Annotated in this window: 17 protein-coding genes; 3 read left to right on the forward strand and 14 right to left on the reverse strand. The window is 30.3% G+C overall.

From position 1 onward, the window contains the following. Window positions 1-12: 12 nt before the first annotated feature. The 12 genes from H2650_RS11570 to H2650_RS11625 form a co-directional block, all read right to left on the reverse strand. Window positions 13-822 carry a hypothetical protein gene (locus H2650_RS11570; RefSeq protein WP_188050971.1) on the reverse strand — a complete coding sequence of 270 codons (810 nt, stop codon included), beginning with the start codon at window positions 820-822 and terminating at the stop codon, window positions 13-15. Beyond that, a complete protein-coding gene (locus H2650_RS11575; protein ID WP_188050972.1) occupies window positions 822-1,319 on the reverse strand; it encodes a heavy-metal-associated domain-containing protein in 498 nt (165 codons plus the stop codon). The genes H2650_RS11570 and H2650_RS11575 overlap by 1 nt, the downstream gene beginning before the upstream one ends. A 1-nt stretch (window position 1,320) precedes the next feature. Beyond that, window positions 1,321-1,797 carry a TlpA disulfide reductase family protein gene (locus tag H2650_RS11580; protein WP_223151103.1) on the reverse strand — a complete coding sequence of 159 codons (477 nt, stop codon included), beginning with the start codon at window positions 1,795-1,797 and terminating at the stop codon, window positions 1,321-1,323. Between the two features lie 60 nt (window positions 1,798-1,857). After that, window positions 1,858-2,721 carry a DUF3347 domain-containing protein gene (locus H2650_RS11585; RefSeq protein WP_188050973.1) on the reverse strand — a complete coding sequence of 288 codons (864 nt, stop codon included), beginning with the start codon at window positions 2,719-2,721 and terminating at the stop codon, window positions 1,858-1,860. Between the two features lie 179 nt (window positions 2,722-2,900). Further along, window positions 2,901-3,161 (reverse strand): hypothetical protein, encoded by a 261-nt coding sequence (locus tag H2650_RS11590; RefSeq protein WP_188050974.1) that lies wholly within the window; start codon window positions 3,159-3,161, stop codon window positions 2,901-2,903. Window positions 3,162-3,333: 172 nt separating this feature from the next. Then, on the reverse strand, window positions 3,334-3,717 hold the full coding sequence (locus H2650_RS11595) for a hypothetical protein (RefSeq protein ID WP_188050975.1): 384 nt from the start codon (window positions 3,715-3,717) through the stop codon (window positions 3,334-3,336). A gap of 45 nt (window positions 3,718-3,762) precedes the next feature. Further along, window positions 3,763-4,758, reverse strand: a complete 996-nt coding sequence (locus H2650_RS11600; RefSeq protein WP_188050976.1) for a phosphotransferase — start codon at window positions 4,756-4,758, stop codon at window positions 3,763-3,765. Between the two features lie 582 nt (window positions 4,759-5,340). Beyond that, window positions 5,341-5,895 (reverse strand): DinB family protein, encoded by a 555-nt coding sequence (locus tag H2650_RS11605; RefSeq protein ID WP_188050977.1) that lies wholly within the window; start codon window positions 5,893-5,895, stop codon window positions 5,341-5,343. A gap of 57 nt (window positions 5,896-5,952) precedes the next feature. Further along, the gene (locus H2650_RS11610) at window positions 5,953-6,459 is read right to left on the reverse strand and encodes a Crp/Fnr family transcriptional regulator (RefSeq protein WP_188050978.1); all 507 of its coding nucleotides are present in this window, start codon (window positions 6,457-6,459) and stop codon (window positions 5,953-5,955) included. 292 nt (window positions 6,460-6,751) lie between these two features. Next, the gene (locus H2650_RS11615) at window positions 6,752-8,089 is read right to left on the reverse strand and encodes a DEAD/DEAH box helicase (RefSeq protein ID WP_188050979.1); all 1,338 of its coding nucleotides are present in this window, start codon (window positions 8,087-8,089) and stop codon (window positions 6,752-6,754) included. Between the two features lie 143 nt (window positions 8,090-8,232). Next, entirely contained in the window at window positions 8,233-9,777 is a 1,545-nt protein-coding gene (locus H2650_RS11620) for a DEAD/DEAH box helicase (RefSeq protein ID WP_188050980.1), read from the reverse strand. A gap of 246 nt (window positions 9,778-10,023) precedes the next feature. Further along, window positions 10,024-10,551, reverse strand: coding sequence for a DUF6155 family protein (locus tag H2650_RS11625; RefSeq protein WP_188050981.1), 528 nt, complete (start codon window positions 10,549-10,551; stop codon window positions 10,024-10,026). A gap of 101 nt (window positions 10,552-10,652) precedes the next feature. Here H2650_RS11625 and H2650_RS11630 point away from each other — a divergent pair, with 101 nt between their 5' ends. From H2650_RS11630 to H2650_RS11640, 3 genes are all read left to right on the forward strand, one after another. After that, entirely contained in the window at window positions 10,653-10,931 is a 279-nt protein-coding gene (locus tag H2650_RS11630; RefSeq protein WP_188050982.1) for a DUF3817 domain-containing protein, read from the forward strand. Continuing rightward, on the forward strand, window positions 10,924-12,183 hold the full coding sequence (locus H2650_RS11635) for a mechanosensitive ion channel family protein (RefSeq protein ID WP_188050983.1): 1,260 nt from the start codon (window positions 10,924-10,926) through the stop codon (window positions 12,181-12,183). The genes H2650_RS11630 and H2650_RS11635 overlap by 8 nt, the downstream gene beginning before the upstream one ends. Window positions 12,184-12,337: 154 nt before the next feature. Next, window positions 12,338-12,730 carry a glyoxalase gene (locus H2650_RS11640; RefSeq protein WP_188050984.1) on the forward strand — a complete coding sequence of 131 codons (393 nt, stop codon included), beginning with the start codon at window positions 12,338-12,340 and terminating at the stop codon, window positions 12,728-12,730. Window positions 12,731-12,866: 136 nt separating this feature from the next. Here H2650_RS11640 and H2650_RS11645 read toward each other — a convergent pair whose 3' ends face one another. Together H2650_RS11645 and H2650_RS11650 are read right to left on the reverse strand one after the other, a co-directional pair. After that, window positions 12,867-13,580 (reverse strand): DUF3667 domain-containing protein, encoded by a 714-nt coding sequence (locus H2650_RS11645; protein WP_188050985.1) that lies wholly within the window; start codon window positions 13,578-13,580, stop codon window positions 12,867-12,869. A 68-nt stretch (window positions 13,581-13,648) separates the two neighbouring features. Then, entirely contained in the window at window positions 13,649-15,304 is a 1,656-nt protein-coding gene (locus H2650_RS11650; protein WP_188050986.1) for a M1 family metallopeptidase, read from the reverse strand. Between the last annotated feature and the right edge of the window lie 20 nt (window positions 15,305-15,324).

A 15,324-nucleotide genomic window follows, 5' to 3' on the forward strand; every position in this document is an offset into this window, starting at 1 on the left:
ATAATTCACGCCCTAATTTTTCAAATTGAAAAAAGTATAATATAAATTAAAGTAAATCCCATCTGAAGAGGAACGCGTCATAGAATTAATTAATTCTTTTCTATATCCTAAATCCAAACGCGCTTGACTATTAAAAATAAATTGAATAACTGGGACTGCATCTAGATAGGATTTACCGTTTTCATTGATAGTTTGACCAACAAATTCTAACATTAAATTAATATTCGTTTGTTTCAAACTAGTATATTTTTTTGGATACATTAATTTACCAAAAGACAAGGTGTAGTTCGTCGCAGTACTTCCAAAATTATCTGGAAATCTATGGTTTGAAGTATTGTCGAATGCCTTCTCAAAACTTAATGATGAACTAATTGCTACTTTTTTAATCAATTTTGTAGCAACAATACCAGTTTCAAAACCGGTATTGTTACCCATAATCTCAATTTGCTCTTGATTTACACTTGAATTGTTAAAACTAAAGCGACCAAAAGCAGCCATTCGGAAATGACTATTGATATCATCCTCAGAATAGAAGCGATACTTAGCGTATACGCTCCCTCCTTCTGCTACAAAATTGTTATCAGCTTTGCTAGCAAACGCTGACGCTCTTACCATTAAATTCTTATTAACTCCATAGCTTACCTCTGGCATGAGATAATAATTGTATGCTGAAGTGCCCTCTTTTTTCAGAAAGGATTGCAACACATTTACGCCTAATGAATTTGCAGGAACATTACTGGCTGGATCTGTCATCAGAAATAATTCCTGACTCGTCCCTTTTTGGAAAATGAATAGGACAACTAGTACTAGAAACTTCTTCATTATTTTACAATTTTAATATGGAAATCCTTTTCATTGTTCATGGCATACGTTGTGCTGTTCTTGTAAGACTTAGATAGTTTTTTAAACTCTTTATCAGTTACGTAACCTTTATCTAAAACTTGTATTTGAACTTCCTTGTTCTTACTTTCTTTACCGTCTACAACAACGAAAGAGTTTTTCTTTAAAGTTTTAGCATCAACTGTGACAATTAAAGAGCCAATAAAAAAACCTGCTTTTTCCACTTTTTCTTTAAAAATGGAAGGCGATAATGAATTATTATCTGCTAGCGAAACTATGAAAGTGTTTGAATTCAAGTCGATTTCAACATCCTTAACTTCTGGCATTGATTTTAATTGCTTGTTTATTGCATTAGAGCACATTGAGCATGTTAATCCCGTTGCTACAATCTCTGCTTTTGAAATTTGTGCATTACTTACCGCCGAAAACATCACCATTAAAACTATTAAAGCGCTGTATTTTATATTTACTATTTTCATTTTATTTATTTATTAAATTTATTATTTCTTGATCTGTTGGGTTTTTCATTATTAATATTCCTTCGCTATCAAATAGGAATTTTGAAGGCAACTCTTCTACTCCAAAAGTTACTGCTGCGTTAGCATCAAATCCTTTTGGATCAATTAATTGCAAAAAATTTATCTTGTCTTTTTCAATCGCTTTTTTCCATTTAGTAGCGTCTGTATCGATTGAAATTCCAATAATTTCTATTTTATTTGAATCTATATCTTTATGCATTTGCACTAGCTTTTTATTCCCCACTCTGCATGGTCCGCACCAGGAAGCCCAAAAATCAATTAATACGAACTTACCTCTAAATTCATTTATATTAATTGTTACATCTTTGCTGCTTTGCAATTCAATTGATGGAATTGCGTTTCCAATTTTTATTTGTGCAAATGAAGTAAGACTAAAAGCTACTAATAAAAAGACGATTAGTTTTATCCTAATATCCATTATAATTATTTTTTTTACTAAAAAACAAAGCCCAAATTTCACAAATGGACTTTGCTCTGTTTATTTAATTGTTTCTACCGTTTTACCACAAGTCATCATCATCGAACCGTAATATGGATTCTTAACTGCATTTTCTTTGCTCAACCAGTTAGCACCTTTTCCTTTGTTTGCCATTGGACAAAACTGGTAGTAAATAGGGTTTTCTGTTTTTGAAACCTTGATTAATTCATACATATTTTTTGACAAGTTGATAAAACGCTCTCTTTGGTGTTCAGTATCTTTAGTATCAGCGATGTGTTTAGCATCTTCTTTTAAATTGGTAGAAACCTTCATCCATACCATGTGAACATCCATTTCCAATTTATCCATTTGTACCGCTTCTAAATTGGTAAGTAACAATTTAGATTTTGCAGCAGCCATTGTTCCGTCTGTACTTACTAATGCATCCTTTACTGCAAAATAATTATCGAAAACTGACGTAAGTTGGTTCATTTCTTTCATTGCTGTATTTTTCATATCCATGTGATTTGCGTGATTTTCATGATTCATAGTTGATGAAGTTTCTTTTACCGCAACTTTACTTTTTCTGTCATATTGACAACAACCTGGTAATTCATTATAAACATTGTCTGGCGCAAGGAAAGTATCGCTATCGTATCCTGCTAAAGCAATGCGCTTTAAAACTTCGTCTTGACTTGTTTTTTTAGAATCATAGCTTATCGAAGCCATTTTGCTGTCTTTATTCCAATCAACAGTAGCAACGTTTTTTAGATTACCTGCTTTTTCTATTGTTTTTTCACACATGCCACAGTTACCGTAAATCTTTACGTTTTCAGTTACTGAATTTTTTATTTGTGCGCTAGAGATTGTAAAGGTTAACAACATCGTTGCTGCAACCATTACATTTGAAATTGAATATTTCATAGTATAAGGATTTGTGTCAAAAGAGAATTTTCTTTTGAAAGTGATTTAATTAAAATTTTGATTTGTGAACAATCATGAGATAATAGGAGCGTAAATACTTTCCTTATTACTCTAAAATTGAGTTTAATGTACTGCAAATGCAGTGAAATAGCCATAAGTATGGCTGTCAAGAAATAAAATTAGCCTATTTTAGGAATAAGCCATAATGTAGTATATCCAGATGATACGAAAGTTTTTGAATTGTAAAACTTTTGTTTTTCATTAGGAAAATTAAAGAAAGCGTACCCAAATTCATTTTGGCTAAACAAAGCTAAACTTACTTGTACCGAAGTTGTTGTACAGGTTGAATGTCCACATTTACCATCGCAACCGCTATTTTGATCAGCAGCGTGACTTTCTTCAGAACATTCTTTGTGCTCTTGTTTAGAAGTTGTTTCCATTTTACAACATTCTTTTTCTGACTGAGTTCCACACGCATAAGTCAAACTCGGCAGTAAGAACAAGCCAAGAGTTAGAATTACAATAAATATGTGCGACTTTTTAATCATGAGCCAAAGGTAAGCAGTAATTTATTTAATAGGTTTAATTTTAACATTTCATGTAGATCAACTACTATTTCTTTCCTACTCTGTCAATCGGTCTAAAACGCAATCCACTCCAAGTTTCATCTATAGAAATTGCCGAAACAGTTGTAATATTAAATTCCTCACCCGTAACCCGAATCGTATCTCTATTAATATCAGTTTTTACTTTTGAAGTTCCTTTTGGATAGGCAAACCACAAAACACTATCTCGTTCAATGTTATCTAATTTATTGTTTAAAAAATCTAGATATTCTTTGTTGTTGGTTATGAAAACTGACGTATTTCCGCTCTTTTTATCATTATCAAATGCAGTTTTAAAACCAAGTTCAACAAATTGAATTTCTAAATTATCTGGCGCGTTAATTGCTATTGCGTTGTCCTTAAATTTGAATTTTTTGATAATGTCTTGCATGTTATTTGTTGTTTGGTTTGATTTATAAAGGATTGCAGAAGAATATTAATCACAGTTAATCTTCTTATTTTTATAATAGTCTAGCCAAGTTTTTATTCTTCCAACAAACATTTTGAAATAGTTCTCCGTTAAAAAAATATTAGACCAATCAAATCTTTGTGCTTGCACACCCAAATAAAAAATAAAAATTGAGGCTCCCGCTTCAGGAATTAATTTAATCTCTTGTTCTGATAAAGGTCTAAATTGTTGGTAACCATCAATAAAACTTTTTGCCTTCGATTCATATTGATTTTTATCTTGTTCAATAAAAAATAATTGTTTGCAGAAATAACTAATGTCTAAAATAAGGCTTCCATTTCCGCAATTATCAAAGTCGAATATTGTTATTTCATTTTCCTTATTGATACTAAAATTATCATACCAAATATCTAGGTGAACGATTCCTTTTTGGTTTTCTGACAAAATATTTTCAGAAAATATTTTTGATATTTTATGACCAGTTTCATTTAAAAATTTCATTTCATATAAATCTTCACAGAAAAAAAGTTTTAAATAATTATAGGATTGTTCTAGAAGAATGTCAGAAGAATAATTTACTCTATTAATCTTTTTGTTTGCTGTCACATTATGAATCTTCGCCATAATAGAGCCAACGGTAAAACAATTTTCATTAGTAATAAATCGAACTTTTTCTCCTTTTGCAAATGAAAAAAGGACTACATAACGAATTCCTTCTGGCGCTTTAATTGCCTGAATTAATTCCTCATTTTTATCGGAAATTGGATAGGAAATTGGAAGATTATTGTCTTTTAGTACTTTTAAAATGTTTAATTCTTCTATTATTTCAGTTTTGCTTCTCCAATTGTGACAATAAACTCTAACAACATATTTTTCGGTTGCGTTCGAAATAAAATAAGTGTGATTGACGCCAGTTCTGTATAATTTACATTCAAAACCTTCATTTAAGTTGTATTTTTCTATTATGAATCGGCCTAAATCTTTTTCTGATAGTATAGAAGCGCTTACCGGGAAAGTTGTCATTTGGTTTAGTTTCGTGATGTATAATTACCAATTTCTAGTCTCAAATATATAGTAATTATACCAAATCATCTTTTAATATACTATAAAAGGTTGTTGTTTTTTTGTCCGGTTGAGCGCAGTCGAAACCTTTTTTTTAACTTATATATAATCTCGACTACGCTCGATTTGACAAGAAACAAAACAGTAAATTTATATTAATTAGTATTACTTAAATACCACCTTAAAATAGTAACATCTAAATTAGAGTATCTATTTTATTAAAAGTATTGATTAAATATTTCATTAAGTTTTTTTGTATCATTTTCATCAATATTTTTCATGCTAAAATCATAGCTATTTCCATCATATTTATAAAATGTCAAAGTATTGTTATCTATTTTTTTTCCCCCAAATATTTTTAAATGATATCGATTTTCCAAAAATTGCTTTATCCGAATAGCAATACTTTTTTTATTCTACTGAACATAATTAGTGTGACAAAATATTCTAGTGAAATAAGTTTTGTTATATAAAAAACATTCGACTATTTATTTAGCTGACTGTAGAATTAATACACTATTTATTAAAGTGGAGAAAATGATATTAAAAATTAATGTTTTTCAGTTTTTTTATTTTTTCAATCTGATCAAAATGTCTAATAATATGGTTAATATAAAACTGAAAAGTATCTCCCAATTTTAATTTTATAAACTTTGAGATTGAAATTTTAATTTTGGTCTTATTCAAACTTACTATTTTTGATCGATTTAGCAAGTCTAAAAGAATATTTTGCTGTTTTAAAAACGTGTAAAAAACTGTTTCATCTAATTTAGAATGAATTGGGTTTTTATCTTTGAAAGTCTTTATTTTATTCCTATTTTCCTTTGGCAGCATACTTTTGGCAAAATAGTTTCCTAATAATCCACTATTAAAGTCTTCCTCATTTTTAAAATTTGATTTTTCTAAAGTTTTTTCAATTTCGGGAATATAATAATCTCCATACCTATTCAGATGCTCTATACATTCTAAAATGCTCCACGAATTTTGGTTTTCTCTCCAATTCAATGTTTCCAAATCACATCGTTTAATATTCTCAACTTGGATGTTAATTAGTTTTGTCTTAGCAATCAATGATTCTATCACTTCTTCTGATTTCATACTCTTATATATTTAAGCAAACTTCGTCCATAATATACTTATAAACATTGATTAAAATCAAGATTTTTTTAGGCGTGATAAAGTTTCTGGAGTCATTCTTAAATAATTAGCAATGTGCCTTTCTGGTATTTCTTGAAATAATTGTGGGCTTCTTTTTAATACTCTCTGCAATCTTTCTTTTGGCGAATTTGTCAAAATATCAATTTCACGATCCATTTGATCAAGGACTAGTTTTTCTAAAATACTACTCCACAAAATCTGATTAGATTCGATTTTTAAAAGTTTATCAATTTCTATTTTAGGAATTACCTTGAGAACCGTTTTTTTTATTGCCTGAATAATAAAATTAGAAGGTTGACCGGTAAGAAAAGAATCTAATGCAACTATCATGTTCTCTTTATAACCAAATCTTATAACTTGCTCTTCATGTCCATCAAAAATAAAAACTCTTACACTACCACTTATGATATAATAAAGATTGGTGTCAACGCTTCCTTTAGTTTTTAAAAACTCATTTCTTTCAATTGTTCGCGTTTGTCCTGGAAGTTGTATGAGCTCTTTCATTTTATAAGCAACTTATTATTTTTAAAAGTTTACTGCTTGTAGTATAATATCCCAAATATAATTAAATTATAATTAGAGGAAATTAACTTTTTAATTTCTGTTAACAATAGTTCTTAGAGAGTAGCTTGTACTTTTTAAAAATTGAGATCAGCCGTTTTCTAATATTAATGTGATTTTAATTTTACAAATTTTAAAGCAATTGAAAAAGCAATTATCAAATACAAAAAAAACCATTGCAAAACTTTCTTCAAGCATTACAATGGTTTCTTAATTTCTTATAACAGAAAAAAATCTATTTCATTTTTTGCCTTTTAACGGGTTTTTCGGTTGGTTCATTTTTGTTTTGCAACAAATAATTAGCCAATAATTTTTCGATCAGTTCGTCTTTAGTTAAATGATGGAAAATGGTTTTTATTTTTGTTTTCAATTCCGGGTCCACTTCATGGTTGGGTTTGGTTTTGAATATTTGTTTCGCCCATAAAAGGGTGTTGTTTTCTTCTATGCTTAGTGAACTTGGCTTTTTGAATTCGGTGAATTTAATTCCTAATTCTTTTTCGAAATCGGCAATTTCGCCAACTTCTTCTGGTTGCAATACCGTTAACGAAAGTCCCTTTGCTCCTGCTCTTGCCGTTCTTCCGCTACGGTGAACATAAGCTTCATAAGCATCTGGTAAATGGTAATTAACTACATATGAAATTTCCTTTACGTCAATTCCTCTTGCTGCAAGATCTGTAGCCACTAATATATTGATATGCCCTTCACGGAATTGCTCCATGATACGATCTCTAATTCCTTGTGATAAACTTCCGTGTAAAGCACCTGATGAAAAACGATTGATTGCTAAATTCTTAGCTAGTTTATTCACCGCAGCTTTTGTTTTACAAAAGATAATTCCGCGCTCGCCTTCTTTTGAATTCAAGAAATGCATCAAAACATCTAGTTTTTCAATGGGATCTACCACAATATATTCGTGATCGATTCCTTGATTTCCTACTGTTTCCATGTTAGCACTTACCTGAACTACGTTTTTATTTAGGTAATTCTGAACCAATTGTTTGATGGTTCCCGGCATCGTTGCTGAAAACAAAAAGGTTTTGTGCTCTTTAGGTAATTCGGCTATTATTTCGTCTAAGCTTTCTTTTAAGATAGAAACCATTTCATCTGCTTCATCCAGCACCAGAAATTTAGTTTCTTTAAGATTGATCGCTTTACGCTGAATTAAATCAATTAAACGTCCTGGCGTTGCTACCACAATATGCGTTGGCGATGCTAAACGTTCGATTTGAGGTTTGATAGGAATTCCACCGCAAGTTGCTGTGATAGAAACTTGAGGCAAGAAAGCCGCAAACGACTCTAGATTTTTGAATATTTGTTGACCTAATTCTCTTGTTGGCGCTAATATTACCGCTTGAACGAGTGGTGAATCAGTATCTATTAATTGTAAAATAGGCAATCCAAAAGCAGCTGTTTTTCCAGTACCTGTTTTGGCAAGTCCTACTAAATCGGTCTTGTTTTCTAAAAGTAATGGAATTGTTTTTTGCTGAATTTCTGTCGGAGTAACAATATTCAAATCAGAAAGTGCATTCAATATTGGTTTAGAAATTCCTAAATCAGCGAATTGTTTTGACATTTTTTTGGATTTTATAATTTATAAAAAATAGTTGTTTGTAATCGTAAACGTTAGCCCCGATTGTAATGAAAATCCTTTTATTTCTCGTTCTTTAGAGAAATAAAAGATTGCAATGGAAAGCGGGAAACAGCTCCTGAAAAGAATTAATCTTCATCAGGTTCGTTCATAATTTTTTCACGGTATTTTTTTCCGGTTAACAATACTAGTTTTAATTTGTAATCGTCAACAAGCCATTCACGGTAATTTTTACTGCATTGACTTAAACATTTTGAATAGCGCTTGATACGGCAATCGATATCGTCTTCTAGTAATTTACCTAAAGCTTTGGCTTCCTGTAAAGTATCCGAATTATCTACACACATGGCGGCATGTTGCTCTAGTGATTTATCTAAAACTTCCTTTGAACGTAAATTTTGTTTGATGATGAGTTTGTGTTCTTCATCGACATCAAAAGTTACGACTTCAGTTTTGCTAAATTTTGCACGTAAATCGGGAGGCATACTGTATTTAAAATACAATTCGATTTCCGTGTCATCACGTAAATTTTCTAGGTAAAACTCAGGAGATTTAAAGATGTGTTGCCAGTTTACCGGCTCACTCCACAATCCGAATCGGGCTGCGTTGTTTCCTAAATCGATCACACTAAAACTGTCTTTATTAGGTAATTTACGGGAACCACGACCAATCATTTGGTAATACAAAGTCAATGATTTTGTGGCTCTATTTAGGATAATTGTTTCAACAGTTGGCTCATCAAAACCAGTAGTAAGAATTCCTACTGACGTTAAAATGGCATCTGGAGTATGCTTGAACCAATGTAAAATTTCTTTACGTTCCTCGGTACTGCTAGTGTTATCTAAATGACGGATTTCATAACCAGCTTCTCTAAAGGTTTCATAAACATACAAAGAAGTATTGATTCCGTTATTGAAAATCAAGGTTTTTTTTCCAATCGATTTTTCGGTGTAGGCATGCAATAATTTTTCTTGCATGGCCATATTGGTGTATAAATCATCCGAAGATTTTACGGTATAATCTCCGTTGATCCCTACTTTTAATGAAGTCAAACCCACGTCATAACTATAGGTAACGGCTTTGGCCAAAAATCCTTTGTCTATTAACGAACTGATGGTATCACCTACAATTAATTCATCGTAACTTTCGTGCATTGGTAACTTTACGTTAGAACTTAGCGGTGTTGCCGTAACTCCTAATATAAAGGCATTTTTGAATGAGCTTAATAATTTTCTAAAAGAGTTGTAATGCGCCTCATCAATAATTACTAGACCAATGTTGTCTAAATGTAATTTTTCATCATTGATTCGGTTTTTTAAAGTCTCGACCATCGCCACAAAACATGAATAATCGTTCTGATCTGGAAGTTCCTTAACTTTACTGTTGATGATTTTGTTTTTTACATCAAAGCCCTTCAACATTTTTGAAGTTTGTTTACATAGTTCGATTCTGTGTGTTAAAACAACTACTTTTTTATCGTGTTTGGATAAATAACGGCGTACGATTTCAGAGAAAACTACTGTTTTCCCTCCACCTGTAGGCAGCTGATATAACAAATGATGTTGACGAGGTCCATTATCGATACGCTCAAAAATAGAATCTATATCTCCTTTCTGGTAGGCATATAGTTCTTTTTTGTCTTCGATTTCAATTTCTACAGTATTTTCCGACATTGCTTCTTATTGGATTTTTGCAAAAATACGCCTAAAAAACAGTTTAATTGTAATTTTTAATTAAAAAAAAAGTGTAAGGCTTAAATAAATTTGAATTTAGAGCCTGAAAACTTGTTACCATTTTGTGCGAAATTTTTAATTTTAGTAAAGCCGTAGATCTTGTAAATTATAGAAATATTTTTTTTTTAGAGTATTTTAGACTAGCGCTAATTATTTAATTACAAAAGTGATAAAGATCTAAAATTCTTAGTATTCAAAACGTTCAATGATGGCATTGAATTCTGGTTCGTTGTGCCATTTTTGACTAATAGTTTGATTGTGTATGGCAATTATTCTATTTTTAAAATCAGTAAGTATTCCGTTTGCGATCAAAAACACAACGGCTTGCTCAAAGGAATTGAACATACTTTTATAAAAAAGCTCTTGTTTGATTGCGTTTTCTGAGGAAAAAGTTTGTGCGATTTCAATATTGTATAACATTACATCTGCAATGACAAACGGATCTACTCCTAAAACAATAAAATGCTTAATGTATTTCTGAGCAACAGAGCGTCTCATTTTGGGTTTGCTTCTTCTGCCCGCTTTTTTTACAGGAAAATATTCATTGGCAATTTTAAGTTTACATTCTTGCAAAAGTGTTTCTTCTTTTGGATTGAAAACAAAGTTGTAATAGACTTTTACAGGACTGAATTTCTCATACAATTCGATGATTTGTTCCTCTAATTGTTCTTTATTTAATTCTGATAGATATTTTTTTAAATCGCGCTTGCTCATTATCAAAGTTTAAGAGTACAAAAGTAAATTACTTTAGCAATCAATACCCTAAAAATCAATGTTAATACTTATTTTTGTCGATCATCAATAAAAAACATAAAATGCTTAAGATTTTTAAGGTTACAGCACTTGTAGAAGGAATATCCGCTTTACTATTATTTTTTTATGCTATGCCAATGAAATATTTTTTTAATGATCCCTATTATGTAAAACATATCGGTATGGCACACGGCGTATTATTTACGATTTACATCGTTTTAGCTACAATTTTAAAGTTTAGTGAAAAATGGGACTTAAAAAAATACTTTATAATTTGTATTGCGTCGATACCTCCTTTTGGAACTTTTTATATCGAAAGAAAATATTTGAAAAATGCATAACATTTTAGAGAAATTATTTAATTTTTTATATCCCTTATTTAGGAAAATTGGGTTAGGAAGTGGTTTTGCTTCCTATCTCAGTTTGTTCCTTAATATTGCTTTATTGTGCGTATTAGCTTATGCAATCTATGTAATATTTAGACTTATTCTTGTTACGGTAATGGTTTTAATTGCCCAAAAAACAAAAACCAAGTTTGATGATTTATTGGTTACTAATAAAACAGCCAAGTACATTGCGCATTTAATCCCATTTTTATTTATCTACAAATCGGTTCCCATTATATTAGAACGTTATGAATATTGGGAAGGTGTTTTTGGTAAATTCGTCGGAATCTACATCGTACTTTTAATTTTGTGGATTATTAGAACGGTATTTAATGCTTTACGAGATTATTTAAAATTAAAACCGCGTTACAGCGACAAGCCAATTGATAGTTTTATTCAGGTAATTATGATTGTCCTGTGGGCTGTAGGTATCGCAGTTATTTTTTCTAAATTATTTGATATTAATCAAAAAGAACTTTTAACTATTTTAGGAGCTGTTTCGGCAGTTATAATCTTGATTTTTAGAGATACAATATTGGGATTTGTATCTAGCGTACAGGTGTCTATTAATGATATGGTGCGTATTGGCGACTGGATTACAATGGATCGTTTTGGAGCAGATGGAGATGTGATCGAAATCAATCTAGCAACGGTAAAAGTTCGAAATTTTGACAATACTACGACCACAATTCCAACGTATAGTTTGAGTTCCGATTCGTTCCAGAATTGGCGCGGAATGCTAAACTCGGACGGAAGGAGAATAAAGAGACACATTCTTATTAAAGCCAGTAGTATTCGCTTTTTAGAAGAAAAAGAATTGAATAATTTAAAGCAAATTCACCTAATTTCAGATTATATAGATTCTAGAAAAACAGAAATTGATACTTATAATATTTCCAATAGAATTGATAAATCATTACCGATTAATGGAAGAAATTTGACAAATTTGGGTTTATTCAGAAAATATATTACCGAATATTTATATAATTATCCGGGATTAAATAAGAATATGTTAATGCTTTGCAGGCAATTGCAATCTACCTCACACGGAGTTCCGCTAGAGGTGTATGCATTTTCTGAGGACAAGAGTTTTGCCAATTATGAATACCTGATGTCCGATATATTTGATCACATTATTGCTTCAGTTGGTTATTTCGATTTAGAAATTTTTGAATTATCGAGTGAAAAAGACTCTCATTTACCTTAAAATAAAAGGCTTATGAATTGATTTTGAAAGCTATAGAAGTTACTTATTTGTCTGGAATTTGTTTTTTTTTAAAATATTTTAGATTATTTTTCCTTATAAAGAGTTAAAATAAACTGTTCTAGGTTTATTTTTTTTTAATTTTAAAGAAAAAAAGATGAATACACGCGATACTTTTTTAAGTCAATTTAGAGGACAAACTATTGGTTCTGTAACTGCTCAATCTACAACCGAAGAATCTTTTCAAAATGAAGTGCTTCGGCCTATTTTAAAATTACAAAATGATTTATTTGTAGCTTCTTTCATCAATTATATTGAAAACAACAAAGTCGATTTTTCGTCAAAAACATTGGAAGCAAAATTAGCAGTAATTGATAATGGAATTCAAAAAGATGTAAAGTTTAGAAATACAATGAGAGGAATTGTAGTTGGTTTATTTACCACTGCTGAATATGACTTTTATGCCAAAAATACTTCTGATGTAAACAAAAGAATGATGACTATGCTTACTGAGCGCTTGAAGAGTCAAATACAGCTTTTTGAAAAGTAATTTTAAGCCTTCGATTTTTAATTTTTTTTATAATAAAACACAAAAAAAGACCAATGAGATATTGGTCTTTTTTTGTGTTTAAAATTTTGAATGAATTCTAAAGCTTTATTTTAAAAAATCTTTATTTTTATTTCTACTATTTTGTTAGCCTATCAAATAGTAAACCTAGTATAATTATAATCAAGTTAAATGTTATTAACCCTAAAAGTATAGAAAGTAGTGATTTCAAGTAATTTCCTATTTTTCTTTTTTCAAAAAAATTACCGCACGCCCAAGTCGTATAAACTAATCCTAGAATACCCGCTACACTAAATAACTTTATGGTAAAAATCCCTTCTAGAATTCCAAAAAAAGCATAAATCAGCATCGAAATACCTTGCACAAAACATAACATTATGAGCAATTCATAAAAGTTATATCCATATTTTTTGAAAAATACTTTTAGCCAAATTGCAATAAATATTCCCATTAAAATACTTGCGTATCCATAATTATTCTGCATCCAATTTAAAATCGTGCCAATAGAGGAATTTCCTAAAGCATTATGCTGTACATACTCCTCTTCTATATGGAAAAAATGACTTACTAATGTATAAATTAGAGAGGTTAAAATTATAAAAATGATTGGTTTTATAAGTCTACTTCTGTTCTCTGTAAGATAGTTTCTAATGTTTTGTCCAGGTTTTGTTAGAAGCTCTCTAATAGTGTACAAGATACCTCTTTCAAAATGCAAAACATGTTCAATTTCATGTAAAATATAATGACCGTCAATTCTTTTTAGATTTGCTGGTTGTCCGCATTCTGGACAAAATTTTAAATTTACTTCTGTATTACAATTTTTACAAGTCATCAGTTTTCTTTATTCTAAAAATTAGTTTTTTTTTAAAATTTCAATCCGTTTAGTTCAATTTTCATGTACTAATCCGTAATATTGAAACTAGCTACATAATAATTAGAATTTATTTCTAATACCGTTTTATCCGTTTTAGTGTTTGTATTTTGCCACTGTGTTTTAGGCTTTATGACTTGTTCTACACCGTTTAATGTTATTCTTATAGGCATATCAAATCCTGTAACGCAATTGGCCCATCTAAAGCTTACTTTATTGTCTTTGAAAAAATACTCTAATGTTGGAATTCTAGTATCTCTTAAATATTGATTGAAAAAGGTATTTAAGTTAATTCCGGTTGCAGTACTTAAATAATCTTCAATTTGCTTAGTAGTTACTGTTTGATGATAAAATGTTTTGTTTAAACCTCTTAAAATAGTTCTCCATTTTTGGTCATCATTCACGTTTTGGCGCAACGTATGAAGCATATTGGCTCCTTTATAATACATATCGCCAGAACCTTCATTATTTACATCATAGTTTCCTATTATGGGTTTATCATTTTGAATACTTTTTCTTAATCCTTTTACATATTCATAACCCGCTTGTTTTCCATAATAATATTCAACAAATAAACTTTCTGAGTAATTGGTAAAACTTTCATGAATCCACATGTCAGCAATATCTTTGTAGGTAATATTATTAGCAAACCATTCGTGTCCTGATTCATGAATAATTATAAAATCAAATTTAAGTCCCCAACCAGTACCACTTAAATCTCTGCCTAAATAACCATTTTCAAATCCGTTTCCGTAGGTAACAGAACTTTGATGTTCCATTCCTAAATAAGGAGCTTCTACTAATTTATAACTATCTTCATAAAAAGGATAAGGTCCAAACCAATGTTCGAATGCTTTTAACATTCTTGGTGCATCTTGAAATTGTTTTTTGGCTTTGGCCAAATTATCTTTTAATACATAATAAGTGCAATCTAAATCTCCTTTTTCGCCTTTAAATTTTTCTGAAAATGAAACGTAATCACCAATATTTATGTTTACACCATAATTATTAATCGGATTAGATACATACCAATTAAATGTTTTGGTTCCGTCTTTTAACTCTTTTACACTCTGCAAACGACCATTTGAGACAGCCATCAAGTTTTTTGGAGCATTTACACTAATTAACATATTCTCAACTTCATCATACATATGATCCTTGTTCGGCCACCAAACACTAGCACCTAATCCCTGACAAGAAGAGCCAATAAACCACTTGCCATTTCTGTCTTTTTTCCATGATATTCCTCCATCCCAAGGCGCATTGACTGCTATTCTAGGTTTACCACCATAAAAAACGGTCAGTTCTTTTTTGGCTCCTACTGTTTGATTAGCCAAAAGATTTATAAAGAAAGCATTGCCTTCTCTTTTGTGTTTTAATTCTTTTCCATCCTGAATTACTTTGTAAATTTCCATTGGATTTTGCAAATCTAATTGCATGACATTGTATTCCTGTAAAACTTTATATCCAATAGTATTAGACCCTGTAATTGTGCTATCTACAGGATTTACTTTTATGTCTAAATGGTAGTTTAAAACATCCCACCATACTCTTTCTTTTGTTATACTTCCTCTTAATGAATCTTGTCTTGTAAATGTAATTTCTTTCTTGTTCAAAAGGCCTTGTGCCTTACTTACATTAAAAACGAGTAATGTAAAAAAAAGAATGTTTAAATATTTTTTCATGTTTTAATGGTTTTCAACAA

Source organism: Flavobacterium sp. GP15 (genome assembly GCF_014281985.1).
Classification (GTDB): domain Bacteria; phylum Bacteroidota; class Bacteroidia; order Flavobacteriales; family Flavobacteriaceae; genus Flavobacterium; species Flavobacterium pygoscelis.